This is a genomic window from Chelativorans sp. M5D2P16 (assembly GCF_034427935.1).
Lineage (GTDB): Bacteria > Pseudomonadota > Alphaproteobacteria > Rhizobiales > Rhizobiaceae > Chelativorans.
The window spans coordinates 222,043-248,625 of record NZ_JAXQNM010000038.1 but is presented as its reverse complement, the minus strand read 5'-3'; the positions used below and the strand labels follow the sequence as shown (position 1 = coordinate 248,625).

Genomic DNA, 26,583 nt, shown 5'->3' with positions numbered 1-26,583 from the left:
GGCAGGCGCTGGGGCTGGCGGCACGCAACGCGGCTCGACCGCAATGGCAAAGGGTGAAACCTGATGAAACTCGTGATGGCAATCGTAAAGCCGTTCAAGCTGGAGGCGGTGCGCGAGGCGCTGACCGACCTCGGCATACAGGGGCTGACCGTCACCGAAGTCAAAGGCTACGGGCGGCAGAAGGGGCACACGGAAATCTATCGCGGCGCCGAATACGCGGTGAGCTTCCTGCCCAAGGTCAAGGTGGAGGTCGTGGTCGATTCCGACCTCGTCGACCAGGCGGTGGACGCGATCGCCACCGCCGCCAAGACCGGCCAGATCGGTGACGGCAAGATCTTCGTCCACAACATCGAAAAGGCCGTGCGCATCCGCACCGGCGAAACCGACACCGACGCGCTTTGAGCCGCATCCGGTTTTCCAGGGAGAATGAGATGAGATTTCCGAATATTGGCTTCGGGGCGCGCGGCCCCGTGTTGGGCGCCCTTGCGCTCACGGCTTTCACATCCCTGCCCGCTTTCGCACAGGAAGCGGCCGAGGAGGCCGCCGAGGCGGCGACCGCAGCCGCCGGCGTAAGCGGCGAGACGGCCTTCGTCTTCAATACGCTCCTGTTCCTCATGGGCGGCTTTCTCGTCATGTGGATGGCGGCCGGCTTCGCCATGCTGGAGGCCGGCATGGTGCGTTCCAAGAACGTCTCCATGCAGCTTCTGAAGAACATATCGCTCTATTCGATCGCCGGGCTGATGTACTGGGCCGTCGGCTATTCGCTCATGTATGTCGACGTGAATAGCTTCATGGGTACGCTGTGGCCCTATAGCTGGCCGGATGCCGGCACGGCCAATGAAGGCGACTATGCGGTCGCTTCCGACTGGTTCTTCCAGATGGTTTTCGTAGCCACCGCGGCCTCGATCGTCTCGGGCACGCTCGCCGAGCGCATCAAACTGTGGCCGTTCCTGATCTTCGTCGTCGTGCTGACCGGCTTCATCTACCCGATCGCCGGCTCCTGGCAATGGGGCGGCGGCTGGCTGTCGGAGATGGGCTTTTCCGATTTCGCCGGCTCCACGCTCGTCCACTCGGTCGGCGGCTGGGCGGCGCTTGCCGGCGCCATCCTGCTCGGTGCGCGCGAAGGCAAGTACGGGCTGAAGGGCGAGGTGCAGCCGATCCCGGGCTCCAACATGGCGCTCGCCACGCTCGGCACCTTCATCCTGTGGCTCGGCTGGTTTGGCTTCAACGGCGCCTCGCAGCTCGCGCTCGGATCGAATGCCGACGCCTCCGACGTGAGCCGCATCTTCGCCAACACCAATCTGGCCGCTGCGGGCGGCGTCGTTGCGGCGCTGATCCTGACGCAGATCGTCTACAAGAAGGTGGACATCACCTTCGTGCTCAACGGCGCGCTGGCCGGTCTCGTCTCCATCACCGCCGAGCCGCTGACGCCGAGTCCCTTCATGGCGATCGTCATCGGTGCCATCGGCGGCGTCATCGTGGTCTTCACGGTACCGCTCCTCGACAAGTTCAAGATCGACGACGTGGTGGGCGCCATTCCCGTGCACCTCATTGCCGGCATCTGGGGCACGCTCGCCGTGCCGCTGACGAATGCGGACACCAGCTTCGGGGTGCAGATCGTCGGCATCCTTGCCTACGGCGTCTTCACCTTCGTCGCCTCGCTTGTCGTCTGGATGATCCTCAAGGCCGTGATGGGTCTCAGGGTCAGCCCCGAGGAAGAGCAGAGCGGGCTCGACGTGGGCGAGGTCGGCGTCGAGGCTTACCCGGAGTTCATCGCCTCCAGGGTCCGCTGACCCCGGCGTATGCGAATCACCCGGCCGGCACCGGCCGGGTGCAACACTTCCCGTCGCAGCACCGCCACTTTGGCCGCTGCTGCAACCTTGGCCCGGAGCGATCCGGGCCTTTTTTCATTTCCATCCATCGCCCTGACAGCGCCCAGAATGCAGCGCAGTCCGCCGCAAAGCCCTACCTGCATGGTTAATGCCGCCTTAACCTTCACGGGGCTAGGGTGGGCCCGTCTCAGCGCGCCAAGAACGACGTATGGACGGGGATTAAGTGAATGAGTTCCGGGTCTTCCGCGACATTTTCCATGTATGAGGGCGGTTTCGGGTTGCAATCCTTCCTGCGGCGGCAGGCCGCGCGCGGCCTGGGCGTCGCGCTGCTCGTGCTGGTCGCCTTCGGCCTGGCCAGCCTCGCCACGTGGAACGTCGCCGACCCCAGCCTCAGCTACGCGACGGACAATCCGGTAACCAACGCGATGGGCTTTCCGGGGGCGGTTTTCTCAGACATCGCCATGCAGTTCTTCGGGCTCGCCTCGGTCGCGGGGCTCGTACCGGCGGTTTTCTGGGGCATCTTCCTCACCACCGCCCGCGGCGTCGACCGGCCCTGGCGGCGTGTAGGGGCGTGGCTCACCGGCGCGGTGCTTTCTGCGGGCGTGGCGGGATGCCTTACGCCGCCACAGACCTGGCCCTTGCCCACCGGCCTCGGCGGCGTTTTCGGCGATATGGTTTTGGCCGCACCGGCGGTGGTCAGCGGCAATTATCCGACCGGCTGGTTCGGTATGCTGGTGGCGGCGCTGCTTCTCGGTCCGGCCGTGTGGCTAACCCTTTATGGTTCCGGTGCGCTCGGCCGGAGTGTTGTGCCGGTCATGGCCGAAACGGAATCGGAGGCGTTCGACGATTACGCGGAGGCGGAGGAAGAAGACGAGGAGGACGAAGGAGGCGGCGGCTATGTCGCCCTTGGCATCCTCGTCCATTGGTGGCTTTCGGCCCGCGCCTTCTGGCGCCGGCGCTTCTCCGCCCATGAAGCGGACCTGCCGGAGGAGTTCGACGTGCCCTTGCCGCAGGGCGCTGCCATGGTTCAGGAGCCCTGTGAAGACGGGCGGATCGAGCCGGACTTCCACGAGGACGGGCTGGGGGCGGAGGCCTTCGCCGATGTCTCGCCGCGCGCGGAGCGCAGCCCGGCGCCGTATCATGCGGAGTCCGCCGCCCCGCCGGCTGCTCCGGTTCAGCAGCCCGCCGCGCGCGTGGAAAACCCTGCACCCCGTCCCGCGCCCGGCGCACGGGTGCGCCGGGAGGCGCAGCCGACCTTTCTCGAAACGGGCGAGTTCACCCTCCCCCCGCTGCATCTGCTCGCCGAGCCGAAGGCGCGGAGCAAGGATTCCAGCCTGTCCAAGGACGCTCTGGAGCAGAATGCGCGGCTTCTGGAGGGCGTGCTGGAGGATTTCGGCGTCAAGGGCGAGATCATCCATGTGCGGCCCGGTCCGGTGGTCACGCTCTACGAACTGGAGCCGGCGCCGGGCATCAAGTCCTCGCGTGTCATCGGCCTCGCCGACGATATCGCCCGCTCCATGAGCGCCATCGCCGCCCGCGTGGCGGTGGTGCCGGGACGCAACGCGATCGGCATCGAGCTGCCCAACTCCAGCCGCGAGACGGTCTATCTGCGCGAGCTCCTGGCCAGCCGCGAGTTCGAGACGACAAGGACGCGCCTGGCGCTGACGCTCGGAAAGACGATCGGCGGCGAATCCGTGATCGCCGATCTCGCCAAGATGCCGCACCTCCTGGTGGCCGGCACCACCGGCTCGGGCAAGTCGGTGGCCATCAACACCATGATCCTGTCGCTGCTTTACCGCATGAACCCGGAGCAGTGCCGGCTGATCATGATCGATCCCAAGATGCTGGAATTGTCCGTCTACGACGGCATTCCCCATCTCCTCAGCCCCGTCGTCACGGACCCGAAGAAGGCCGTGGTGGCGCTCAAATGGACCGTGCGGGAGATGGAGGACCGCTACCGCAAGATGTCCAAGGTGGGTGTGCGCAACATCGAGGGCTTCAACCAGCGCGTGGCCGCCGCGAAGAAGAAGGGCGAAACCATCACCCGCACCGTCCAGACCGGGTTCGACCGGGAGACGGGGGAGGCCATCTACGAAACGGAGGATCTGGATCTCGAGCCGATGCCCTTCATCGTCGTCATCATCGACGAGATGGCGGACCTGATGATGGTCGCCGGCAAGGACATCGAAGGCGCGGTGCAGCGCCTGGCGCAGATGGCCCGTGCGGCAGGCATCCACGTCATCATGGCCACGCAGCGCCCGTCGGTGGACGTGATCACCGGCACGATCAAGGCCAACTTCCCGACCCGCATCTCCTTCCAGGTGACCTCCAAGATCGACAGCCGGACGATCCTCGGCGAGCAGGGCGCGGAGCAGCTTCTCGGCATGGGCGACATGCTCTACATGGCCGGGGGCGGGCGCATCCAGCGCGTGCACGGTGCCTTCGTCTCCGACACGGAGGTCGAGGAGATCGTGGCGCATCTGAAGATGCAGGGCGCACCGGCCTATTTGGAGGCGGTGACGCAGGAAGACGAGTCCGATTCGGGCGGCGACGGCGGCTCGAGCGGCAACCTCTCGGATTCGGCCGACCCTTACGACCAGGCGGTCGCCGTGGTGCTGCGCGACGGCAAGGCGTCCACCAGCTACATCCAGCGCCGCCTCGGCATCGGCTACAACCGCGCTGCCTCCATCATCGAGCGCATGGAGCAGGAAGGCATCGTCGGACCGGCAAACCATGCCGGCAAGCGCGAGATCCTGGTGCCCACGGAGAACGAGGAGGTCTGAGGCGGGAAAGACCGCCGCCCTCGCCGGCAGACCGTCAAGGAGCGCGGCGGGCGTTCTGTTCAGAAGCCCAATTTCGGCCCCCTTGCGGGCATAACGTTCCCGCTCAACGATGAACGATACCGGAAAGTCAGGCAACATGACGATCTCCACCATCCGCGACACCAGGATCTCGGGCTTCGTCCGGCACATCCTGTTTGCCGCCGTCGTCGCGTGCGCCGCACTCGCGGCCGGCGCGGCCCATGCCCAGTCGGACGTCGCACAGCGCATCGCGGAGCATTTTTCCAGCATGCGCACGATGACCGGCGAGTTCGTGCAGTTCGGTCCGCGCGGTGAGCAGACCGGCGGGAAGTTCTATCTCGAGCGGCCGGGCAAGATCCGCTTTGATTACCAGGGGGACGCACGGTTCCGGGTGGTCTCCGACGGGACGAGCGTGATCCTGGAAAACAGGAAGATGAACACGGTCGACATCTATTCGCTCGGCCAGACGCCGTTGAAAGTACTTCTGGCCGACAGGATCGACCTGTCCGGGAGCAAGGTGCAGAGCGTGGACGTCCAGGAGGACGTGACGACAATCCGCTTCGTCGACAAGAAGCTCTTCGGCGATACGACGATCACGATGATGTTCGATTCCGATTCGTACGAACTGCGGCAGTGGACGGTGACCGACGCGCAAGGACGGGACACCACCGTGATGCTGTTCAACGTCCAGCGCGGCGTGACGTTCGACCCGAGCGTGTTCCACATCGACTACCGCCGCGTGAACGAGATCAACCGCGCCAACAGCAACCGCAACTGACGGGCCGCCGCGGCACGCGTGCTTGCCAGGGAAGGCTACCCCGCGCTATTGCCGGCTCTCGACCGAACAAAAGAGCCGGAACCAGCGCCAAATGCCCCTGAAAATCGCCTCCTGGAACATCAATTCCGTGCGCCTGCGCCTGCCGTTGGTGCAGCGCTTTCTCGAGGAATATCAGCCCGACGTCCTGTGCCTGCAGGAGACGAAGTGCCCGGACGACCAGTTCCCGCTCGCAGCCTTCCGCAAGCTCGGCTACGGGCACATCGAGATCCACGGCCAGAAGGGCTATCACGGCGTGGCGACGATCTCGCGCAGGCCGATGACGCTGGTGGAAAAACGCGGTTTCTGCGGCATCGGCGACTGCCGTCACGTCTCGACCTCGGTCGATTTCGAGGGCAAGCGTATCCTCCTGCATAATTTCTACGTGCCGGCTGGCGGCGACGAGCCGGACCCCGAGGTGAACGCCAAGTTCCGCCACAAGCTCGATTTCCTGGAGGAGATGCACGACGTGCGCCCGGCCGAGGTGGCCGACACTGCAACCGTTCTGGTAGGCGACCTCAACATCGCGCCGCTCGAGACGGATGTCTGGTCGCACAAGCAACTTCTCAACGTGGTCAGCCACACGCCCGTGGAGACGGACGGTCTGAACGCGGTACGCGATAAGGGCGGATGGGTCGATCTGGTGCGCCGGCATGTCCCGCCGGAGGAGAAGCTGTTTACCTGGTGGAGCTACCGGGCGAAGGACTGGGAGCTTTCGGACCGCGGCCGCCGGCTGGACCATATCTGGTCGTCCGCGAACCTCGCGCCGGCGCTTGCGCGCGTGGATGTCCTGCGCGATGCGCGCGGCTGGGAGCGGCCGTCCGACCATGTGCCGGTGATCGCCGAATTCGGCTAAACCCTCGGGCTTTCACCGCAACGTGACTTTTCATTGAAGCGCGACCACCGCTACGTTTGCCGGAGAAAATGACACGATGCGCCGGCGGAGGCAGATCGAGCGACGGATGGCAAAGGCATGAACTCCTGCATTGCGCAGATGCGTGACGGCGCGCTGAGACTCGCACTCGTGCTGCTCGCACTCATGATGCCGCTCCACGCCGTTGCCGGGCAGAAGGTCGCCGGTGTGGTCGAGCTGTTCACCAGCCAGGGCTGCAGCTCCTGTCCGCCGGCGGATGCGCTTCTGGCGGAGCTCGCGGAGCGCAACGATATCGTCGCGCTCGCCTATCACGTGGACTATTGGGATTATCTCGGCTGGAAGGACGCGCTGGCGACGGCGGAGAATACGGCCCGGCAGCGCTCCTATGGGGAGCGTCTCGACAATTCGGTCTATACGCCGCAGATGATCATCAACGGCTTCCGGAACGTGGTGGGCTCACGCCGCAAGGACGTCCATGCGGCAATCAAGCAGGGGCGGGAAGACGGCGAGGCTATGCAAGTCGATGTCCGGCTTTCCTCCAGTGACGGCAGCTTCTTCGTCGATATCGGCGATGCGCCCGCCGCTTCCACCGGTGCGCATATCGTCGTCGTCTACTTTCGGCCGCGCGAGGTCGTGACGATCGGTGGGGGCGAGAACAAGGGCCGCTCGATCGACTACCGCAACATCGTCACCAGTTTCCAGACCGTGGGTATGTGGCACGGGAAGGCGATGCGGCTCGAATTGCCCAAGAGCGAGATGATGAAGAAGGGTGGCCACTGTGCCGTCCTGCTGCAGGTTCACGACGCGCAGGGGCGGCCCGGGCCGATCCTCGGGGCGGCGCGTTTGGGCGAGGACGGCTGGTAGCCGGCCGTTCCGTCTTCATGGAATGATCTGCGGTCTTCCGCTGCTTGGAACACCCTGGCCGGCGGAAAGTGTGTTCCTCCGGCGCAGCCTCAACCGATCCCCACATACCGGTGCACCAGTTCCGGCTCGCGGCGCAGACGCTCGACACCCACGGTCTCGCCGGTTCTGCCGTTCTCGATGAAGGTCACACGGTCCGCGATGGGCAGCACCGCATCGACTCTTTGCTCGACCAGCAAGGTGGAGACGCCCTCTTCCCGTAGGGTCGCAAGGGTGTCGCGGATGCGGGCGATCATGGCGGGCATCAGGCCCTCGGTCGGCTCGTCCAGCAGCAGCACGTCCGGCTCCAGGCACAGCGCGCGCGCCATGGCGAGCATCTGCTGTTCGCCGCCCGAGAGGGTGCCGGAGCGCTGCTTCAGCCGCTCGCGCAGGATGGGAAACAGGCCGAGCACGCGCGCGCGTGTGGCTGCGCCCCTGTTTCGCGCCATCAGGCCGATCTCGAGATTTTCGGCGACAGTGAGTTCGGCAAAGAGGCGGCGCCCCTGCGGGACATACGCCACGCCCGTTTTCGGAACCGCGTGCGGTGGAAGGTGCGTCAGCTCCGTTTCGCCCTTGGCGATGCTGCCGGCGCTCGCCGGCTGCAGTCCCATGATCGCCTTCAGCGCCGTGGTCTTGCCGGCACCGTTGCGCCCGAGGAGGCAGTGCACTTCCCCCCGGCGCAATTCGAGCGAAAAGCCGTGCAGGACCTGCACGCCGCCATAAAAGCAGTCCACGTTCTGAAGCTTCAGCGCCACGGCCATCTCACCCACCCAGATAGGCCTCCTGAACGGACTTGTCGGCACGGATCTCGACCGGCGTGCCTTGCGAAAGGATGCGCCCCCGATCCATGACCGTGATGCGGGCGGCAAGCGCCATGACGACGTCCATGTTGTGCTCGATGAGGAGCACCGTGCTCTCCCGGCCAACCTCGCGCACGAGCGCGACGAAGCCTTCGATCTCGGCATCGGAAAGACCCTGGGTCGGCTCGTCGAGGATGAGGAGCCAGGGCTCGAGCGCCAGCGCCATGGCCAGTTCGAGCAGGCGCTGGTGCCCATAGGCGAGGGCGCCGGCGCGCCTCTCGGCATCGGCGGACAGGCCCACCCTTTCGAGCGCCGCCATGGCGCCTTGCCTCAGAGCGCGGACGGACGGCCGCGCCGAGTGGTCGAGCAGGTGCCGCTGCACGGCGAGCACCACATTGTCGAGGACGGAAAGGCCGGAAAAGACGCTGGTGATCTGGAAGGTGTAGGCGATGCCGGCGCGCACGCGCCTGTGCGCGGGCAGGTGGGTCACATCCCGGCCGGCGAAGCGGATGCTGCCGGAGTCCGGCCGGATGCGGCCGCAGACGAGATTGACGAAGGTGGTCTTGCCGGCGCCGTTGGGGCCGATGATGGCGTGGGATTCGCCCGCGGGCAGGGTGAAATCGACATTGTCGACGGCCTTCAGCCCGCCGAAGGCGCGGCTCAGCCCGGCGGTCGCCAGGAGCGGCGTCACGGCAGCCATGGCAGCCACCTTTCGCGCACCGTCCCCATGATGCCCTTGGGGAAGTAAAGGATGAGCAGGATGAGGGCGACGCCGACCAGCAGCATGTAGGCGCTCGTATAGCCGGAGGCCGTATCGACGGCGTAGAACATGAACAACGTGCCGACCAGCGGGCCGAGCGTGGTCGCCGCGCCGCCGGCCAGCACCCATAGAAGCGGCAGGATCGAATACTGGATGGTGGCGAAACCCGCACCGACATAGCCGAAGAGGACGGCATAGGCCGCCCCCGCCGCCGCACAGATGATGCCGGAAAGGACCACGGCCGCCAGCTTGTTTGCGAAGACGTCGTAGCCCAGCATGCGCGTGCGGTCCTCGTTCTCGCGGATGGCGATAAGCGAACGGCCGAAGGCGGAGCGGACGAGGAAAAGGCTGACGGCGAGCACCGTGGTGAAGAGCGCCAGCGCCGTCATGTAGCGCACGGTCGGGTCGGTGAGGCTCAACCCGCCCCCGGGAAAGGCGAGCATGCGCGCGGCCTGCGGCAGCACGAGGCCCTCCTCGCCGCGCGTATAATCCGTGAAATAGAGCGCCGCTAGATAGAAGACCTGCGCGAACATCAGCGTGACGATCATGAAGGCGACGCCGGCCGTCCTGAGCGCCAGGAAGCCGACGACCAGCGCCAGGAGCGCGCCCGCCAGAAGTCCGGCTGCAAAGGCCGGCCACACGCTCCAGCCCCAGTGATAGATGGTCAGTCCCGCTCCGTAGAGGCCAGCGGCGAAGAACATGGCATGGCCGAGACTCAACAGCCCCGCATAGCCGAAGGTGACGTTGTAGCCCATGGCGAAGACGGCCAGCACCATGACGCGGGCGAAGACGCCGTGGTGATAATCCGGTAGCAGAAAGCCGAGCGTGAAGAGGAGAAGGATGACGGCGGCATGCAGCCAAAGGCTCCCTGTGTTTCCGCCCGTCATCGTGCCGCCGTCCCGAAGAGGCCCTGCGGGCGGAAGACGAGCACCAGCGCCACAAGGAGGGTGGCCACCATCTTGGCGAGCGTCGGTGAAAAGAACATGGAGATAATGCCGTCGGACAATCCGATGAACACGGCGGCGACCACCGTGCCGCGGAGCGAGCCCAGTCCGCCGATGATGACGACGATGAAGGAGAGCAGCAGTGGGTCGAGTCCCATCAGGTAGTGTGCCTGGCGGATGGGCACGACGAGCACCGCCGCGAGGGCCGCCAGCGCTGCACCGGCGGCGAAAACGCCTGCATAGACCCGACCGACGGGGATGCCGAAGGCCTGCGCCGTCTCGCGGTCGTACTGCGTCGCGCGCATGACGAGGCCGATCCGCGTGCGGGTGAGAACGAACCAGGTCGCCAGCATGAGCACCGCCGATGCCGCGATGACGGCGAGCTTGTAGGCCGAGTAGCCGAACCAGGGCAGGTCCAGCCGCATGTCGAAGGGCGCCTGAACGGGCCGTGCCTCTGGGCCGTAGAAAGTAAGCGCGAGCTGCTGGATGATATAGAGGAGCCCGATCGTGGCGACGATGGTGGCTTCCGGCGCATAGTCCAGCCGCCTGAGCACCAGCCGATCGGCGATGAAGGCGACGCCGGCCACCACCAGCGGGCTCGCCACCAGGGCGAGGAGGAAACCGAGGGCGGGATGGCCGCCCACCAGGCTCGCGAACCACCAGGCGAGCACGGCGCCAAGCATGTAGAACTCGCCATGGGCGACGTTGACCACGCGCATCACCCCGAAGACCAGCGACAGGCCGAGCGCCGTGAGCGCCAGCACGCCTGCCATCACCAGACCTTCCAGCGTCGCAAGGAGGAGATAGGGACCGAAGGCCATTCAGAGCGAGTCCGCTGCGGTTTCGAGAGAGTTCTTGCCGGATGTGGATGGGCCGGGTTTTCTGCCTTGGACCGTTCTCACGGTCTCACAGAAACAATGGAACGATCCACCCGTTTGTTTTCATGCGATTGCGAAGGGGAAATCGGGATCCGGGATGACGCGGCGGCGGATGGCTCCGCATATTCCCTCCGGCTCTAGAAAGACATGGTCGTATAATCGGCCTCCGGTTCGTAGAGACTGTCCTCGATCGCGGTGCGGTGCACGACGTCGAGCCGGCCGCCGTTCACCTGGCTGATGCACTGCTCTCCAAAAACCTGATGGATCTTCCCGTTGAAGACCTTCCGGCCTTGCGGGTGCCGGCGGCCGGCGGGGAATTCGGTCATCGCCTCCGTGGCCTCGATCAGCTTCGTGCGGTCCTGCGGGCCCTGATAGCCGGCCGCTTCCATGGCGGCCTTGACGACGTAGAGCGTCTCCCAGCAACCGAACATGTGCCCGGCCGTGGAGACGTCGTTGGGATCGTTGACGCTGGCCCCGTTCTCGTCGATGCCGACGGCATCCCGGTAGAAGGCTTCATAGTCGGGCATGTCTGGCTGGGCGTAGCGGGGCATGCCCTCCCAGAAGTGGCTGCCGTCCAGGAATTCCAGCCCGGGGCTGTCGATGGCGACGGCTTCCAGCGAATCGATGAAGCCGAAGAGCTGCGGGCCGCCGGAGCCGAAGAACTGGCCCATCTCCTTGACGAAGGTGAGCACCGCCGGACCGACCATGACGTGGTAGATCACCTCGGTGTCGCGCGGAATCTGCGGGAAATAGCGGGTGAACGAGGTCTCCGTCGGCGGAATCGGCACCTTGGCGACCACCTCGCCGCCCTGGGCCTTGATCGCCGGCTCGAAAAAGTCGCGGTGGTCGTGGCCGAAGGCGTAGTCGGGGTAGACGAGGGTGACCTTCTTGCCGAGGTTCTGCGCGATCCATGGCGCCACCGAGCGTACCTGCGCCTTCACGTCCGTGATGCCGGGCTGCACGCAATAGCGGTTCAGCCTGCCCGAGGCCACGTGATAGCCCTCGCTCACCACGTAATAGGGGATCTTGAGTTCCCCAGCCATTGGCGCGGAGCCGACGACGACGTGCGAAAAAAGCGTTCCGTAGACGAGATCCACCCGGTGCTGGTTGGCGAATTTCTGCACCACCTCGGAGCCGCGCGCGGGGTCGGTTCCGTCATCCTCGATGACGATCTCCAGCGGGCGGCCGTTGATGCCGCCCTCCTCGTTGATCAGCCGGGTGGCGGCGTTGGTCACGCGTTCGTACCAGCGGCCATAGGCGGCGCCGATGCCGGTGCGGTGGCACTGGAAGCCGATGCGGATCGGCTCGGAAGATTGCGCCTGCGCATAGCGCACGAAGCCGGGAGCCGCTGCCAGGCCGGCGGCTGCGCCGAGCCCTTTCAAGGTGCTCCTGCGCGTGACGGGTCCGCCGCTCACGCGCATCTTGGAAATCTTTTTCATGCCGGCTCCCTCTCGCCACTGGTTGCAACCGGGCGTATGGCGGGCCGGTCCGCCCGCCTATGCGTGAACTAGCTAAAACACCCGCCGTGCCCTGGCAATAGCGTCCGGGTTCAGCCGGCGGTCGGGGTGGAGAGCAGCCACAGGCCGAAGACGGTGTAGCCGATCATGAGGACCGTGATGGGCAACTGGCTGAGGGCGGCGCGGCGGGCCGAGCCGTGCAGTCTGAAGGCGATGGCGTGCGCGAGGACGACCGCCAGTACATGGCCGCCGATGATCGCCGCTGCCTGTGCGTTCCAGATCCACCATGCCGCGTCGGCGCCGAGCACCACACCGGCTCGCACATGGGGCGCCGCCGTGCCGAAGAGGTCCCAGCCGCGGAAGAACGGATCGGACATGGCCGCGAGCGCGTACTGGCCGTTGACGAGAAGCGCCGTGAGGTAGTGCGCGAAGTGATAGGCGAGCGCGATCGGAACGATGGACCAGACGAGGAGGCCTGCCGCGCGTTTGAGATCCCGGCCGCCGGCCAGCCGCTCGCCCGTCCAGACCGCAAGTGCGAAGGCGCCGGTAAGCGTCAGGGCTACGGCCGCGAGGCCGAAGGTATTCTCCGTCATGACGGTCGAGCGCCCGGGAAACTCCAGCGGATTGACGCCGATTGCACCAAGCCAGAAGAAAGTTCGCATGAAGCCGTCGAAGGAGACCGAGCCGAGGGCGAGCAGCAGGAAGGCGACGCCGCTCAGCGGCAGCGGCTCCGCCTCCACAAGCTTGCCGCCGGGCGGGCAGAGGCGGAGGCTGAAGCCCTTCGGCGTCGACCGTCCCTCGAACACGGAAAGCTTGGCCAGCATGCGATAGAAGACCGACAGGAATTCCATGCGGCTTGTCCAGCCCGCGAAGCCGAACAGGCATATGCCGGCAAAGGTGAAGAGCCAATAGGCAAGGGCGCCGGCCGCCAGCCGCGCCGGGTCGTCCGGTGCCGGATAGGCCAGCTCGAACCAGGCGAAGGCGAAGAAGAGCAGCAGCGCAGGGCGGTATGCCAGCGCGTCCGGCAGGCGCAGCCAGCCCGTTTCCGGCAATCCAAGCCGCACGGCAAGCCGCCATGGCCCATACCACGGGTTGAGCCAGGCCCACAGATTGCCGAGGAGGCCGTGGGCCAGCGTGAGCCCAACCCACACCAGCGTCCAGACCGTGAGCGGCAGCGGATTGGCCAGCGGATCGCGGCTGCCGGTTGCGCCGGCGTAAAGCAGAAGGGCGAAAACGAGAAACGAAAGAAAGCTGATTGTCGCGCGCCCATCAAAGGGTGGACTCGCGATCCTGAGACGCCCGGCGCCGAAGCGAAGCAGCGGTTCCGGCGGCAGGAGAACAAGCACGAGAAAGCTGAAGGCGACCGCCGCCGCTCCGCCTAGGGCATAATATTGCGTCGGCAGAAGAAGGACATGCCCCCGCTCGGAGGCGTGCGCCAGCGCCGGCAGGCTGGTAACCGGCAGGAAGAGAAGCGGACCGATTGAAACGGGGACGGCTTTGATGCGGACGACGTTACTCATGCCGTCTATCTGGCCGAGGCACACGGCTTTGAAAAGCGGCCCGCGCGCGCTCGCCGGGAATTTGCGAAACGCTGGCTTCTGAACTCATCTCCTGCAGGCCGGCTCAGGAAGGCCGTCATCCCGGAAAGCCGAAGACTTGTCCGGGATCCATTCCGGATCGTCGATGAGCCACGAAAGGATCCCGGCCGCTCAGCCCATTCGACGGGCTCACCGGCCGGGATGACGCGGTGATGAACGGATCAAATGCCCAGGATGCCCTTGGCTTCCTCGAGCGAAGCCATGGACGCGTCGTGGTCGCCGGCCTGGTGCTGCTGCTCACCCTGGCTGCGCAGCTCCATCACCCTTGCCCGTTCCTCTTCCGAGAGGCTGGCGTCGGGCAGCGCGGCATCGATCTCCGCCATCAGCGAGGGACAGGAGTGGGCGAGGGCCGCAGCCGGGAAGGCGATAAGCGACAAGGCAATCAATACGGAACGCAACATCGTGTGTCCTCCTCATCTCGGCGCGGCACCGCCGCGCGAGGAAGACGTTATCGCCGGTCAACGAGGCTGTGAAGGTGTGGCAGAGTCACGATTGCGCGATCCGCGACTGTGCGGCCGTGGGTTGAGGCCCGCCTCCGCCCCGGCCTCGCGATCGGCCCGCGGCAATGCCTCGCCGACCCCGAGGCGCGCGGCAAGGCCGGCGGCGTCGAAGGGCGCGTGGACCTTGGCGTCGTTGTCGAAGAAGACGAAGACCTCGCGCCCCGCCGGTGCCGGTTCCGCGCGGTCGCCGACCCGTCGCGCATCGGCTGGCTCGCGCCCGCGCGCCCAGGCACGCACACGCCGCGCCCAATCGTCGAGCGCATTGTCGTCATAACCGCTGGCGTAGAGATGCTCAGAGCCGTGCAGGCGGCAATAGACGAAGTCCGCTGTGACGTCCATCAACAGCGGCCAGTCGGGCGTGTCGGCGCAGACCAGCGCCACGCGATAGCGCCGCAGCAGGTCGATGAAAGCGGGTGTACAGAAGCTGTCGCTGCGGATTTCGACCGCGTGCCGGATGGGCAGGCCGGGCTCGGCGTCGAGCCAGGCACGTCCTTCGAGCCTCTCGTCATGCCGGCGCGCCAGCGCCCGGGCCTCGTCGGTGTCGCGCGGCAGCAGTGAGAAGAAGGATTCGAAGCGTTCGGCATCGAACTTCATGCGGGGCGGAAACTGCCACAGCACCGGTCCCAGCTTGCGGCCGAGGCGCAACAGCCCCGAGGCCCAGAAATTGGCGAGCGGGGTCTCCACGTTCTTCAGCCTGCGCATATGGGTGATGTAGCGGGAGCCTTTCACCGCAAAGACGAAACCGTCCGGCGTCTCTTCGGCCCAGCGCGCGAAGCTCTCCGGGCGCTGAAGGCTGTAGAAGGTGCCGTTGACCTCAACCGCGCGGAAATGCTCGGCCGCATAGGCGAGTTCCCGCTTATGCGGCAGTCCCTTGGGATAGAAAACACCGCGCCAGGCCGGATAGGTCCAGCCCGAGATGCCGATACGGATCTTTCCCGAAGCAGCCAACCGCAAGGCCCCATGGTCAGACCTGTCTGCCACGGCAACGGTCGGGCCGCCGGAACGTTCCGAAGAAGGCGGCCCGTGCGCGGGAAAACAGCCGCGGGCGGAGCTACATGCCCAGGGCGGCCTTGTAGAGGTCGATCATCGCCTCTTCTTCCTGCCGCTCGGCCTGGTCTTTCTTGCGCAGGCGGACGATGGTCCGGACGGCCTTGGTGTCGAAGCCGTTGCCCTTCATCTCGGCGTAGACTTCCTTGATGTCGTCGGCGATGGTCTGCTTTTCCTCCTCGAGGCGCTCGATGCGCTCGATGAAGGCGCGCAGCTGCCCGGCGGCGACGGTCTGCGCGGTCTCGTTGGTGATGTCTTCGGCCATTCTGTGCTCCGGCTGGGAAAGCGCCCGCGACTCGGGGCATCGGATGATGCGGTTCGATGCCCCAGCCAGCGGCGAACGTCAAGATTGCGCGCGCCGCAACGGCCTGAGAAGAATCAGTGATCGGCGGGGCGTTTCGTATCGAAAGCGGCCTTTTGCGCACCGCTCGCCTCCGTTTGGTATTTCTCCCGCCACTCGGTATAGGGCATGCCGTAGACGATCTCGCGCGATTCGTCCTTGGAAAGCGCGATTCCCGCGTCTTCCGCCGCTTCGCGATACCAGTTCGACAGGCAGTTGCGGCAGAATCCGGCGAGATTCATCAGGTCGATGTTCTGAACGTCGGTGCGTTCGCGCAGGTGCGCGACAAGGCGGCGGAAGGCGGCCGCTTCGAGATCGCGCTTCTGTTCGGGGGAAAGGTCGGTCATGTCTACCTCCTCGCTAGGGGCCCGTGCGTGAGCCGGCCATCTTGATCCCATGCATATCAGGCCGAGCGTTGAGCGCGTCAAGGATGGGGGCCAGACGCTCGGCCCATTCGGCCTGGCCTGCCTCGGCGGCGATGAGGTCCTGGCGGATTTCGATCAGCGCGTGGGGGAAGCCGTTGGCGGTGCAGTGGCGATACATGGTATCTCCGCGCAAGGCGCCGTCGTAGGGCTCGTTGTCGCCGACCACGAGGCCGCCCGGTTCGGCCTCGAGCGCCGCGAACAGGGGACGGATCGCCCGGTCGTCCCTGTCCCACAGGAGACCGACATGCCAGGGCCGCTCCCGCCCCTGCATGAAGGGCGTGAAGGAGTGGATGGAGATGACCAGCGGCGCGCCGCCGTGGGCTGTGGCGACCGAGGCGATGAGCGCAGAGACGGCGTCGTGATAGGGCGTATAGAAGGCGTCCAGCCGCTTCTGCCGCTCTTCAGGCGAGATGGGATAGTTTCCCGGCACCACCGTGCCGTCATAGAGCTGGCGGATGAGCGTCGGGTCGTGGGGTCCGCGGTTGGGGTCGACCAGCAGACGGGAAAAACGCGCCATGACGGCGGGCGCACCGGTCAGGGCGGCGAGCTTCCGCGTCACCGGCTCCACGCCGATGTCATAGGCGATGTGGCGCGTGAACTCGGCGGCGGGCAGCCCGAGATCGCCATATTCCTCCGGCAGGAGGTTGGAGGCGTGATCCGCCACGAGCACGAGACCGCGTGCGCGGTCGCCGTCGATGATCTCGAAGGGAGCGAAGAGGGATCTGCGTGTCATGCCTGACCGGACAACGATGGAAGAGGACTCGTCATCCCATGAAGCCGTATGCCGTGCAATGCACAAGGCGCCAGCCGCCGCTCGCCATCGGGTCCGTTGACACGGGCACCGACATTGCGGAAAAGAGACGCCATGCTGATTTCACGACGCCAAGCCTGAACATGCGTTTCGAGCCAAACACGGCATTGCGGGCGGGCATGATGGTGCTGGCCGCCTCGGCCGGGCTGATCTTTGCCGGTTCCGCTCCGGCGAAGGCGGATCTGCGCATCTGCAACGCGACGCAGAACCTCGTCGGCGTGGCCATCGGCTATCGTGCCAGCGCGGGCTGGATCAGCGAGGGCTGGTGGCATATAGACGGCTCGAGCTGCAAAACGCTGATCGAGGGTCCGCTCCAGTCGCGCTATTATTACCTTTACGCCGAGGACGCCTCGCGCGGGGGACGCTGGGAAGGGAAGACGCAGATGTGCGTGGCCGACAAGGAATTCAAGATCGTCGGCGTGAACGACTGCTTCGCGCGCGGTTTCCAGCGCGCCGGCTTTCAGGAACACGATACGGGTGAACAGGAGAACTGGATGGTGCAGCTTACCGACGGCCCCGCAACCGACGGCCCGGCCGTGACGGGAGCGGCCAATCCATGAGACGCACACGCAAGGTCAAGATCGTCGCCACGCTCGGGCCGGCTTCCTCGGACGAGGAAACCATCGCCAAGCTGCACGAAGCCGGCGCGGACGTCTTCCGCGTCAATATGAGCCACAGCGATCATCCGCTGATGCGGGAACTGGTGGGGCGCATACGCAGTGTGGAGCGGCGGGTCGGGCGGCCGATCGGTATCCTCGCCGACCTCCAGGGGCCGAAGCTGCGCGTCGGCGCGTTCGCCGACAAGAGCGCAGCACTCAAGGTCGGGCAGGAATTCACGCTCGACGACAATCCGGAGCCGGGTGACACGACGCGCGTGCACCTGCCGCATCCTGAGATCCTGCAGGCGGTGCAGCCGGGGCACCGGCTTTTGATCGACGACGGCCGCCTGCAGCTCGAAGCGCTGAAGAGCGACGGCCATTCGATCGTCTGCCGCGTGATCGCCGGCAGCAAGATCTCCGACCGCAAGGGCGTCAGCCTGCCGGATACGGAACTGCCGCTGCGCGCGCTGACGGAGAAGGACCGCAAGGACCTCGACGCGGTGCTGGCGACCGGCGTGGACTGGGTGGCGCTGTCCTTTATCCAGCGGCCGCAGGACCTTGCCGAGGCGCGAAAGATCGCCCGCGGGCGTGCCGCGCTGATGGCCAAGATCGAAAAGCCCCAGGCCGTGAAGCGCCTGGCCGAAATCATCGAGCTTTCCGACGCGCTGATGGTGGCACGCGGCGATCTCGGCGTGGAAATGCCGCTCGAGGCCGTTCCCGGCATCCAGAAGCAGATCACCCGCGCCTGCCGCCGCGCCGGCAAGCCGGTGGTGGTGGCCACGCAGATGCTGGAATCGATGATCTCGGCGCCGGTCCCGACGCGGGCGGAGGTCTCGGACGTGGCGACGGCCGTCTTCGAGGGCGCGGACGCCGTCATGCTTTCGGCCGAATCGGCCGCCGGGCAATATCCGGTGGAGGCTGTGGCGATGATGAATTCGATCGCCGAGCAGGTGGAGCGCGATCCCACCTATCACGACATCATCACCGCCCAGCGCACGGAGCCGGAATCGACCGGCGCGGACGCGATCTCGCTGGCTTCCCGGCAGATCGCCGAGACGCTGAAACTCTCGACCATCATCACCTACACCTCGTCCGGCACGACGGGCCTGCGTGCGGCCCGCGAGCGGCCGCACGTGCCGATCATCGCGCTCTCGCCCGTGGTGGAGACGGCGCGGCGGCTGAGCCTCGTATGGGGCACGCATTGCGTGGTTTCGGAGGATGCGTCCGATCTCGACGACATGGTCGATCGCGCCTGCCGCATCGCCTATGAGGAGCAATTCGCCAAGCCCGGCGACCGGGTGATCATCACGGCCGGTGTGCCGCTCAGGACGCCCGGCGCCACGAACATGCTGCGGATCGCCTATATCGGCTCCGATGGGCTGGGCGGATTGTAGGTTTTCTTCCCGATCGTGGCCGGCGCCCCTCGCGCTTCCACATCGTCATCCCGGCCAAGAGAGCGTAAGCGACCGCGAGCCGGGATCCATTCCGTGACTCGTCCACATTCCGGAATGGAATCCCGGACAGCCTCCGCTTCGCTGCGGCTTCCGGGATGACGTGAAGGCGGCGGGACATGTTCGGCCTTTCTATCGCTCAAGTCAGAAGACGGGGCGCTGAGAGCGCCGAGCTCGTGAAGATGCGACAAGGAAGACCCGTCACAGACGCTCGTCGGTCTGGTCCTCGACGAGCGTCATGAGGGCGCGCTGGGCGCTGCGCTGCATGGGGTAGACTTCCAGCATGCGGCGATAGACCTCGAGTGCGCGCTCCTCGTGCCCGCTGGCGCGCAGAATGCCGGCCAGCCCGCTGAGCGCTCCGAAATGGCGCGGCTCGATGGCGAGCGTCCGCGCCAGGTCGGACATGGCACGTTCGTAGTCCTGCATCTGCAGAAACACCATGGCACGGTTGCTCCAGCCCTCCACATAATCGGGATAGAGCACGACCGCCTGGTCCAGCAGGTCGAGGGCAACGTGATATTTTTCCTCGGCAGCGGCGTCGCGCGCCCATTCGATCAGGAGATCCGCCGTCGCGCCGCCAGAATCCAGCCACTGCTCGCGGATGCGCCGGGCGATCCGCCGGGCGGCCGCTTCGTTGGTCTCCTGCTTCAACTCGGTGAAAAGCTGCTCGAGCCGATCCGGCCCGAAGGCCGCGTCGGAAGGCTCCTGCGCGGCGACCGGCGCGGTCAGGAGCGCGAAAGAAAGCAGACCGGGAAAAAGACGATACCGCATGGGACGAACCTAGCCGTCCGCGGCCGTCGAGAAAAGTGAAATCCGCGTGAGCGCGCCGCCGTGGGCGCCCGTGTCAGCCCTGGCGGGCCTTGAAGCGCGGATTCGTCTTGTTGATGATGTAGACGCGGCCCTTGCGGCGAACCATACGGTTCTCGCGGTGGCGGCTCTTCAGTGCTTTGAGCGAATTCTTGATCTTCATTGTCTTGCCCGTCGCGAGCCTTGAGGCCCGAAAAGTGTGGCGGCCCGAGGGCCGAAACGAAAGACGCGCCCGTTCCGGCGCGCCGCAATTCGATGCGGCACATAGACGAGGAAAGCCGGTCGTGTCAAGTTTCGGCTTGCCGATTCCGGATGCGCTGCACTCCAGGCGACACTGACTCGTCTAACGGAAGCGTTGCGCGGAATTCCGACCCGCCAGGACGGCAGCCTTACCCGTTCCGGCCCTCGGCTCCCGCGCCGAGCGGGAAAAGCTTCGTGAAGTGCCCCATCTTGCGGTCCGGCCGGGCGTCCACCTTGCCGTAAAGGTGCAGCACCACGTCCGATCGGCGCAGGAGCTCGGGCGCCTTGTCCTGGCTCGCGCCGAGAAGGTTCGTCATCACGCAGTCGGAATGGCGTTGCGTGTCGCCGAGCGGCAGCCCGGAGATTGCGCGGATGTGCTGCTCGAACTGCGATACCGTGCACGCGGCTTCCGTCCAATGGCCGGAATTGTGAACCCGTGGAGCGATCTCGTTGGCGAGGAGCGCGCCGTCCTCGAGCACGAAGAACTCGACGCCGATGACGCCCACATAGTCGAGCGCCGCCAGAATCGCGAAGGCCGCCTGGTGCGCGGCGCGGGTCGTGGCCGGAGACACCGACGCCGGCACGGTGGAGCGGAAGAGAATGCCGTCGCGGTGGACGTTCTCGGCCGGATCATAGGCGATCATGGCACCGTCGATCCCGCGCGCGGCGATGACCGAGATCTCGCGGCTGAATGGGACCAATCCTTCAAGAACGAGGGGGACCGCGCCCATGCGGGAGAAGCTGCCCTTCACGCCTTTTTGCCGCTCGGGGCGGAAGACCATCTGCCCCTTGCCGTCATAGCCCATGCGCCTGGTCTTCAGGACGCCGCTGCCTCCGAAGCCGGCGAGACCTCGCACCAGGTCCTCATCACTATCCACAGAAACGAAGGGGGCTGTGGATATGCCTGTGGAATTCAGGAAGATCTTTTCCGAAAGGCGGTCCTGCGCGGCCTCGAGCGCTTCGGGCGGCGGGTACAGCGGCACCTGCTCGCTGAGGAAGCGGGCGGCGCCGACCGGCACGTTCTCGAACTCGTAGGTCACCACGTCGCTCGCGGCGGCGAGTTGTTCCAGCGCCCGTGGATCGTCGTAGGCGGCGGCGATGTGCGTGCCGGTGACCTGGGCGGCCGGGCAGTGCCGGTCGGGTTCCAGGACGGCGGTGCGGTAGCCGAGCCGCGCCGCGGCCATGGCGAGCATGCGCCCGAGCTGGCCGCCGCCGAGGATTCCGATCGTCGCGCCGGGCGCAAGAGGCATCTTCATGTGTCGGCTGCCGGGCGCTCTGCCACCTTGTCCGTCTGCGCCGCACGCCAGGCGTCGAGCCGCTCGGCCAGCGCCGGGTCGGAAAGTGCAAGCACCGCCGCCGCCAGAAGCGCCGCGTTGACGGCGCCGGCACGGCCGATGGCCAGCGTTCCGACTGGGATGCCGGCCGGCATCTGCACGATGGACAGAAGGGAGTCCTGCCCCGAAAGCGCGCGCGATTCCACCGGAACGCCGAAGACCGGCAGCGGGGTGAGTGCCGCCGTCATGCCCGGCAGGTGCGCCGCGCCGCCCGCCCCGGCGATGATGACCCGGAATCCCTCTTCCCGCGCGCCCCTGGCGAAGGCATAGAGCCTTTCCGGCGTGCGGTGGGCGGAAACGATACGCACGTCATGGCCGACGCCGAGCGCCTCCAGCGTCTCGGCGGCATGACGCATCGTCTGCCAGTCCGACTGGCTTCCCATAATGATGGCAACGTCCGGCTGCTTTGCGTTCATGGAACCATCCCGGCTTTATACTGAGGTCGCTCTAGCCAATCGGGCGGCGTGCTGCAAGCCGACGGTCAGGCGATGATGTCGGGAATGATCCGGTCTTCCAGCTCCTGCATCCGGTCCTTCAGCGCCAGCTTCTTCTTCTTCATGCGCTGGATCTGCAGCGGGTCGCAGCCGGACGCGATCATGGCGTTGATGGCGGCGTCGAAATCGGCGTGATCCTGCTTCAAACGGGCGAATTCGAGGCGAATTTCGGCCTGTTCCTGTTCCGATGTGTTCACGGTCTGCATAGCCTCCGGTGCAGGACACCGCCCCATGCACCCGTCAAACCTCCTACATGGCGGCGTTGAAGCCGTTCCCCGCTCGGGAACAATCCGGTTTCATACCATATTTCGCGCTTGTAATAAACGCTGCTCGAATGGTGTTCGACATCGGCGACAGACAATGGCAGACTGTCATCGTGCCGTCATGGACGGGCGGGCGGTCCGGACGGTAGCGAGGAACCTGATGGAGACCACGATGTCGCTTGAATCCCATCTTGCAGAGTTGCAACGCAAGCACGGCGATCTCCAGCGCGAGATCGACGATGCGATGATGCATCCCTCGGTGGACGCGCTCGAGATTGCCAAACTCAAGAGACGCAAGCTGGCTCTCAAGGACGAGATGGAAAAAATCAAGTCCGAGCGGACACGGCACTGATCCAGCAGGAAGCGCTGCCGGACACCCGGCAAGCGCTGCCTGCGCCGTAAATTCCCCTATAATGGTCGATCCCTGCCGCGTGCGGCCGCCGGCTTCATGCGTCTGTTCGGACGCATGAAGGTGCCTGTCGGACCCTGCACATGGCGGGGTCGCGGCCCTATGCGCCGTTCTCGTTTTCCTCGTCATCGGTGCGCGGGTCGAGGAGAACCGTTTGCGGCGTGACCGCACGCTCGGTGGGCAATGTCTTGAAAGCCTCTCTCTCGTCGAGCGGCACAGGGGGACGCTTGGAGATGCGCAGGGCGGCGTAGCCGGCAAGGCCGATATGCGCGGCGGCGGTGACCAGGAAAAGGCTTTCCGGCCTGAGCCACTGCATCATCGTGCCCGCCACCAGTGGGCCGGCCATGGTGCCGATTCCGTAAAGGAGGAGGAGGCCGCTGGAAATCTTCACGAAATCGTTCGAGGCGGCATGGTCGTTGGCGTGGGCGACGATGATGGAATAGAGCGTGTATGACAGGAGGCCGTAAATTCCCGTCATGACGATGATGATGCCGCCCGCGCGCGGCGCGGTGAGAAAGATGGCGAGGCCGACGATCGCCGAGCCGAAAGCCACGCCGCCGATCACGAAGCGCCGGTCGGTGCGGTCGGACAGGCGCCCGGCCGGCATCTGCGCCGCGGCCCCGGCGAAAACGGCGATGCTCATCATGACGGCGATCTCGAAGGTGGAGATGCCGATCTCCGCCCCGTAGACGGCGCCGAGCGTGGCCCAGGCGCCGTTGGCAAGACCGATCAGGGTGCATCCGACGAACGCCACGGGGGAGTTGGCGAACAGCCCCTTGAGATCGATCGAGACATCGGCGAGCGGCGCCGGCGTGACCGCCGTCGAAATGGCGGTGGGCAGGAGCGCTAGGCAGAATAGGATGCCCGTCACCATGAAGAGGACGGCGGTGGAGACGTCACTCAGCGTCACCACCATTTGCCCCACCATGAGCGAAGCATGGGTGACCATCATGTAGAGCCCGAAGACCGTGCCGCGCGTCTCGTTCGTCGAGCGCTCGTTGAGCCAGCTTTCGATGACCATGTAGGCGCCGGCCATGGTGAAGCCGGTGAAGGCCCGCAGGACGATCCAGGCCACCACGTCGATCCACATGCCGCTGATCAGCGAAACGATGGCGCCGGTGGCGGCGAAGGCGGCAAAGGCGCGCACATGGCCGACGCGGCGGACGAGCCGCGGGGCGATGAAGCAGGCGGCGATGAACCCGCCCGCCCAGGCGGTGCCCAGGAGGCCCAGCGCGGTGGTGGAGAAACCTTCCACCTGGCCGCGCAGTGGCAGGAGAAGCCCGTAAAGGCCGGACGCGGCCAGCAGGAACGCCGTGCCGCAAAGCAGGGCGATGATGGAGCCGAAGGATGAGAGCATGAAAGCGGGTCCGCCGTGGTGCCAGCCAGCCGCCTATGGCAGGCGGTGTGCGAAGACAAGTGCTAGTTGCGCCGAAACAGCGCGTCGGCGGTTGCCCGGGTCGTGTCCTTGGCTTGAAGTTCGCGTTCGAGCCGGGCGATCTCCTCCTTCAGGAGAGCGACCGTCTCCTTCAACTCCTCCACGGAAAGTGCTGAAATATCCTGACCGATCGCATAGTGCGACCGACCTTTGGGGACATCTTCCTCCATAACGCCCTTTCCACCATCGTTTCGTCATCATCGCAATCTCGGGAAGAGTACATAAACCGGGTACCGGCAAGCAACGGTTAAACATTCAGGTGCGCGCCGCATGCCGTGCGCCGAGCTTGGAAGGTGCGAATTTCGTGTTTTTTTGGGCACCGGATAAAAAATGCCCCGGCGCAGGCGCCGGGGCATGCGATGTGCTCATAGAATCGCCGTCAGTTGAGGGCGTCGAGGCTTCCGAGGTGCACGAAGATCGTCTCGCCGGACGAATCGTCCACGCCGTCATTGTCCGTGACGAAATACGCCTCGCCGCCCGCGTCGATGGTGAAGCCCTCGATCTTGTCGACCACGTAACCGTTGTCTGCTGCACGCATGTCTTCGAGGAGGTCGCGGACGAGCGCCTTTTCGACCAGGGGCAGATCGCCGCCGAGCGATGCCGGCCGGAAGTCGTCCATTGCCACCGCGTAGAGCCTCTTGACGGCGGCGTCGGCGCCGATCTGGTTGTCGCGCTCGACGATGTAGAGCATGCCGTCATGGGCGGTGATCTCGGACAGGCCGATCCATCCCTTCTCGGGTCTGTCCAAGGGATAGCGGACGGCCGACCACTCCTCGGTCGCTGGCCTGTAGGCGAGGAGCTTGACCTGGCCCTCGGGGTCGTCCTTCCATTCGCGCTGGATGGCCATGATCAGCATCCGGTCGTCGCCTTCACCAATCAGGGTCACGCCTTCCATGCCGTAGCGCTGCTCATGGGCGAGGAGTTCCGCCGGCAGGCCGATCTCCTCCTGGATCCGCCCCTCGGCGTCCACATGCAGGAGCGCGTGGGGAACGAGCTTGCCGCTGTTGCCTTCGGAGGCGAGCCAGAAGCCGCCCTGGCCGTCGCCGACGATGCCTTCCAGATCGAGTTTCTGCGCAGGCGCGCCGTCACGGGAGACAATGATCTTGCGACCGATCTCGGCGGGCGTCTTCTTGGCATCGATGACGAAGATGGCCGGCTGCGCGCGGTAGAAGGAATCGGAAACGGCGTAGAGGCGGCCCGGTTCGGACGGATCGGCGGCAAGGCCCGACAGGGCGCCCCAGCCGATGGGCTTTCCGTCCTGCATGACCGACCGGATCATCGGATAGCCTGGCGCGCCGTCCTGAAGCGCATAGACCATCACGTGCGAGCGGGCGGCGCCGTCCTCGATGAGGTCTTCCTCGTTGGCGGTGACGAGGAGATTGCGCGAGGGGATGGCCAGGACGCCTTCCGGACCGATGCCGGACGCAAGCACCTGAACCAGTTCGGGTTCCTCGCCCGCATCGCGATAGACGGCCACCAGAGAAGCACGCTCCAGAGCGACGAAGAAGAAGCGTTCGTCACCGTAGGCGGCCATCTCCAGGCCCTCGGGTTCCGCGCCCTTGGCGTCGGAGCGCTTGTCGGGATAGTGGCCGGCGAGGGCTGCCTGATGCTCCAGCGCGGCGCCGGAATCGAACAGGACCTCGCCCTCACGCGAGAAGATCGTGAAGCTGCGCGCACCACCTTCATAGTCGCCCTCGTTGGCGATCACGAGGCGCTCGTCGTCCAGCCACTGCACGGTGTCGGGCTCGCGCGGAAGGCTTTCGGCCGCCTCGTCGAAGCGCAGCGCGCCGTCGTCGGACAGGTCGACATTCTCGACGCTGCCGGCACCGGCGGAGAAGTGGCTCACCACCTCGCCCGTCTCCGCCGAGACGATGGCGATGTGGTTGTTCTCCTGCAGGGTCACAACGATCTCGCCGCGGCTGTTGAAGTCCACGAATTCGGGTTCGGGATCCTCCGGCGCGACCTCCGCGAGCCCCGTCAGCGCCGCGGTCTTGACGCTGTCGCAATCGGGAACGCCTTCGTTGAGCGAGAAGATCTGCAGCGCGCCGGCCGGCATCTGCGGAATGGCGCCATCGTTCAGATCTTCGTCGCGCTCGTTCTCGATGGCGACGGCGAGGAAGCGGCCGTCACCGCTGACGGCCACGGAATCGGGCTGGCCGGCCAGGTCGCAGGAGGGCTCGGCCGTGCGGGTGGCGATGTCGATCACCAGCAGGTTGCCGGAGGGGGCGGTGTAGCTTTCCGAGGTATTGATGGCGGCGATGGCCTTTTCCCCGGCCACGCTGACCGAGGTGGGTTCACCGTCGACCTTGACGGTGCCGAGGCCTTTCGGTGCCGCGGGATCGGTGATGTCGACGAAGCCGACGGCGCCCAGCGGGCTGTCGGAATAGATCAGCGTGTTGCCGTCCTCGCTCGCCGTAATGATCTCGGAGGAGGTCTGCGCGGCCGGATCCGTGTCGGCCGGCAGGTTCTCCGCGACGGCGAAGGTCGCGATCCGGCTGAACGCCGAATCGGCCAGGGCCGGCATCGCCGTCGACGCCGAAAGTCCCGCCACGAGCGCGCACAGCAGCGAATGTCGTGTCATCCTTGTCTCCCTCAATCACTGGAACAACGTTTAGTGGCCGAGGGGGATTGCAGGCGCATGACGGATAGATGACGTTTCGGTGACCGTTCCTGTGCATGGCTTTGCCACACTTTCCTTGCCTCGAAAGGCGAATGGTCCTATATAGCGGGCATTCCCAAAAATAGGTGGCATGACCACCGCCCGCGCCCG

Annotated in this window: 28 protein-coding genes; 9 read left to right on the top strand and 19 right to left on the bottom strand. The window is 65.8% G+C overall.

Going from position 1 to position 26,583, the window contains the following annotated elements; genetic code table 11:
- Nucleotides 1-63 precede the first annotated feature (63 nt).
- The 6 genes from SIN08_RS18975 (at nt 64) to SIN08_RS18950 (ending at nt 7,185) form a co-directional block, all read left to right on the top strand.
- Nucleotides 64-402 (top strand): P-II family nitrogen regulator, encoded by a 339-nt coding sequence (locus SIN08_RS18975; RefSeq protein WP_322453164.1) that lies wholly within the window; start codon nt 64-66, stop codon nt 400-402.
- Nucleotides 403-431: 29 nt separating this feature from the next.
- The gene (locus SIN08_RS18970) at nt 432-1,793 is read left to right on the top strand and encodes an ammonium transporter (protein WP_322453163.1); all 1,362 of its coding nucleotides are present in this window, start codon (nt 432-434) and stop codon (nt 1,791-1,793) included.
- A gap of 266 nt (nt 1,794-2,059) precedes the next feature.
- The gene (locus tag SIN08_RS18965; RefSeq protein ID WP_322453162.1) at nt 2,060-4,615 is read left to right on the top strand and encodes a DNA translocase FtsK; all 2,556 of its coding nucleotides are present in this window, start codon (nt 2,060-2,062) and stop codon (nt 4,613-4,615) included.
- Nucleotides 4,616-4,751: 136 nt separating this feature from the next.
- Nucleotides 4,752-5,411: an outer-membrane lipoprotein carrier protein LolA gene (locus SIN08_RS18960; protein WP_322453161.1), complete on the top strand. Its 660-nt coding sequence runs from the start codon at nt 4,752-4,754 to the stop codon at nt 5,409-5,411.
- 91 nt (nt 5,412-5,502) lie between these two features.
- The gene (gene xth / locus SIN08_RS18955; protein ID WP_322453160.1) at nt 5,503-6,303 is read left to right on the top strand and encodes an exodeoxyribonuclease III; all 801 of its coding nucleotides are present in this window, start codon (nt 5,503-5,505) and stop codon (nt 6,301-6,303) included.
- Nucleotides 6,304-6,420: 117 nt separating this feature from the next.
- The gene (locus tag SIN08_RS18950; RefSeq protein ID WP_322453159.1) at nt 6,421-7,185 is read left to right on the top strand and encodes a DUF1223 domain-containing protein; all 765 of its coding nucleotides are present in this window, start codon (nt 6,421-6,423) and stop codon (nt 7,183-7,185) included.
- Nucleotides 7,186-7,274: 89 nt separating this feature from the next.
- Here SIN08_RS18950 and SIN08_RS18945 read toward each other — a convergent pair whose 3' ends face one another.
- The 11 genes from SIN08_RS18945 to SIN08_RS18895 form a co-directional block, all read right to left on the bottom strand.
- Nucleotides 7,275-7,982: an ABC transporter ATP-binding protein gene (locus SIN08_RS18945; protein WP_322453305.1), complete on the bottom strand. Its 708-nt coding sequence runs from the start codon at nt 7,980-7,982 to the stop codon at nt 7,275-7,277.
- Between the two features lies 1 nt (nt 7,983).
- Nucleotides 7,984-8,712 (bottom strand): ABC transporter ATP-binding protein, encoded by a 729-nt coding sequence (locus SIN08_RS18940; protein WP_322453304.1) that lies wholly within the window; start codon nt 8,710-8,712, stop codon nt 7,984-7,986.
- Nucleotides 8,709-9,668 carry a branched-chain amino acid ABC transporter permease gene (locus SIN08_RS18935; RefSeq protein ID WP_322453158.1) on the bottom strand — a complete coding sequence of 320 codons (960 nt, stop codon included), beginning with the start codon at nt 9,666-9,668 and terminating at the stop codon, nt 8,709-8,711. The genes SIN08_RS18940 and SIN08_RS18935 overlap by 4 nt, the downstream gene beginning before the upstream one ends.
- Entirely contained in the window at nt 9,665-10,546 is an 882-nt protein-coding gene (locus SIN08_RS18930; RefSeq protein ID WP_322453157.1) for a branched-chain amino acid ABC transporter permease, read from the bottom strand. The genes SIN08_RS18935 and SIN08_RS18930 overlap by 4 nt, the downstream gene beginning before the upstream one ends.
- A 194-nt stretch (nt 10,547-10,740) precedes the next feature.
- On the bottom strand, nt 10,741-12,042 hold the full coding sequence (locus SIN08_RS18925; RefSeq protein ID WP_322453156.1) for an ABC transporter substrate-binding protein: 1,302 nt from the start codon (nt 12,040-12,042) through the stop codon (nt 10,741-10,743).
- A gap of 110 nt (nt 12,043-12,152) precedes the next feature.
- Complete coding sequence (locus SIN08_RS18920; RefSeq protein ID WP_322453155.1) at nt 12,153-13,580, bottom strand: hypothetical protein; 1,428 nt, start codon at nt 13,578-13,580, stop codon at nt 12,153-12,155.
- Between the two features lie 239 nt (nt 13,581-13,819).
- Entirely contained in the window at nt 13,820-14,059 is a 240-nt protein-coding gene (locus tag SIN08_RS18915; protein ID WP_322453154.1) for a hypothetical protein, read from the bottom strand.
- Nucleotides 14,060-14,116: 57 nt separating this feature from the next.
- Nucleotides 14,117-15,106, bottom strand: coding sequence for a DUF72 domain-containing protein (locus SIN08_RS18910; RefSeq protein WP_322453152.1), 990 nt, complete (start codon nt 15,104-15,106; stop codon nt 14,117-14,119).
- A gap of 103 nt (nt 15,107-15,209) precedes the next feature.
- Nucleotides 15,210-15,470 carry a DUF2312 domain-containing protein gene (locus SIN08_RS18905; RefSeq protein WP_322453151.1) on the bottom strand — a complete coding sequence of 87 codons (261 nt, stop codon included), beginning with the start codon at nt 15,468-15,470 and terminating at the stop codon, nt 15,210-15,212.
- Nucleotides 15,471-15,583: 113 nt separating this feature from the next.
- Nucleotides 15,584-15,892, bottom strand: a complete 309-nt coding sequence (locus tag SIN08_RS18900; RefSeq protein ID WP_322453150.1) for a DUF1244 domain-containing protein — start codon at nt 15,890-15,892, stop codon at nt 15,584-15,586.
- A 13-nt stretch (nt 15,893-15,905) separates the two neighbouring features.
- Nucleotides 15,906-16,703, bottom strand: a complete 798-nt coding sequence (locus SIN08_RS18895) for an N-formylglutamate amidohydrolase (RefSeq protein ID WP_322453149.1) — start codon at nt 16,701-16,703, stop codon at nt 15,906-15,908.
- Nucleotides 16,704-16,864: 161 nt separating this feature from the next.
- Here SIN08_RS18895 and SIN08_RS18890 point away from each other — a divergent pair, with 161 nt between their 5' ends.
- Nucleotides 16,865-17,341, top strand: a complete 477-nt coding sequence (locus tag SIN08_RS18890) for a DUF1036 domain-containing protein (protein WP_322453148.1) — start codon at nt 16,865-16,867, stop codon at nt 17,339-17,341.
- The gene (pyk, locus tag SIN08_RS18885) at nt 17,338-18,774 is read left to right on the top strand and encodes a pyruvate kinase (RefSeq protein ID WP_322453147.1); all 1,437 of its coding nucleotides are present in this window, start codon (nt 17,338-17,340) and stop codon (nt 18,772-18,774) included. Before SIN08_RS18890 ends, pyk begins: the two co-directional genes overlap by 4 nt.
- Nucleotides 18,775-19,032: 258 nt before the next feature.
- Here pyk and SIN08_RS18880 read toward each other — a convergent pair whose 3' ends face one another.
- The 5 genes from SIN08_RS18880 to SIN08_RS18860 form a co-directional block, all read right to left on the bottom strand.
- Nucleotides 19,033-19,602 carry a tetratricopeptide repeat protein gene (locus SIN08_RS18880; protein WP_322453146.1) on the bottom strand — a complete coding sequence of 190 codons (570 nt, stop codon included), beginning with the start codon at nt 19,600-19,602 and terminating at the stop codon, nt 19,033-19,035.
- Nucleotides 19,603-19,675: 73 nt separating this feature from the next.
- Nucleotides 19,676-19,801: a type B 50S ribosomal protein L36 gene (gene ykgO / locus SIN08_RS18875; RefSeq protein ID WP_322453145.1), complete on the bottom strand. Its 126-nt coding sequence runs from the start codon at nt 19,799-19,801 to the stop codon at nt 19,676-19,678.
- A 226-nt stretch (nt 19,802-20,027) separates the two neighbouring features.
- Nucleotides 20,028-21,128: a 5-(carboxyamino)imidazole ribonucleotide synthase gene (locus SIN08_RS18870; RefSeq protein WP_322453303.1), complete on the bottom strand. Its 1,101-nt coding sequence runs from the start codon at nt 21,126-21,128 to the stop codon at nt 20,028-20,030.
- Between the two features lie 2 nt (nt 21,129-21,130).
- Entirely contained in the window at nt 21,131-21,628 is a 498-nt protein-coding gene (purE, locus tag SIN08_RS18865; protein WP_322453144.1) for a 5-(carboxyamino)imidazole ribonucleotide mutase, read from the bottom strand.
- 65 nt (nt 21,629-21,693) lie between these two features.
- Nucleotides 21,694-21,912: a YdcH family protein gene (locus tag SIN08_RS18860; protein WP_322453143.1), complete on the bottom strand. Its 219-nt coding sequence runs from the start codon at nt 21,910-21,912 to the stop codon at nt 21,694-21,696.
- A gap of 229 nt (nt 21,913-22,141) precedes the next feature.
- On the opposite strand from SIN08_RS18860, the gene SIN08_RS18855 reads away from it, so the two are divergent.
- The gene (locus tag SIN08_RS18855; RefSeq protein ID WP_322453142.1) at nt 22,142-22,321 is read left to right on the top strand and encodes a YdcH family protein; all 180 of its coding nucleotides are present in this window, start codon (nt 22,142-22,144) and stop codon (nt 22,319-22,321) included.
- A gap of 157 nt (nt 22,322-22,478) precedes the next feature.
- Here SIN08_RS18855 and SIN08_RS18850 read toward each other — a convergent pair whose 3' ends face one another.
- The 3 genes from SIN08_RS18850 to SIN08_RS18840 all read right to left on the bottom strand — a co-directional run bounded on the left by SIN08_RS18850 (nt 22,479) and on the right by SIN08_RS18840 (nt 26,394).
- Nucleotides 22,479-23,735, bottom strand: a complete 1,257-nt coding sequence (locus SIN08_RS18850; protein WP_322453141.1) for an MFS transporter — start codon at nt 23,733-23,735, stop codon at nt 22,479-22,481.
- A gap of 62 nt (nt 23,736-23,797) precedes the next feature.
- Nucleotides 23,798-23,983, bottom strand: a complete 186-nt coding sequence (locus tag SIN08_RS18845) for a DUF1192 domain-containing protein (RefSeq protein WP_322453140.1) — start codon at nt 23,981-23,983, stop codon at nt 23,798-23,800.
- Between the two features lie 209 nt (nt 23,984-24,192).
- Nucleotides 24,193-26,394 (bottom strand): esterase-like activity of phytase family protein, encoded by a 2,202-nt coding sequence (locus SIN08_RS18840; protein ID WP_322453139.1) that lies wholly within the window; start codon nt 26,392-26,394, stop codon nt 24,193-24,195.
- Between the last annotated feature and the right edge of the window lie 189 nt (nt 26,395-26,583).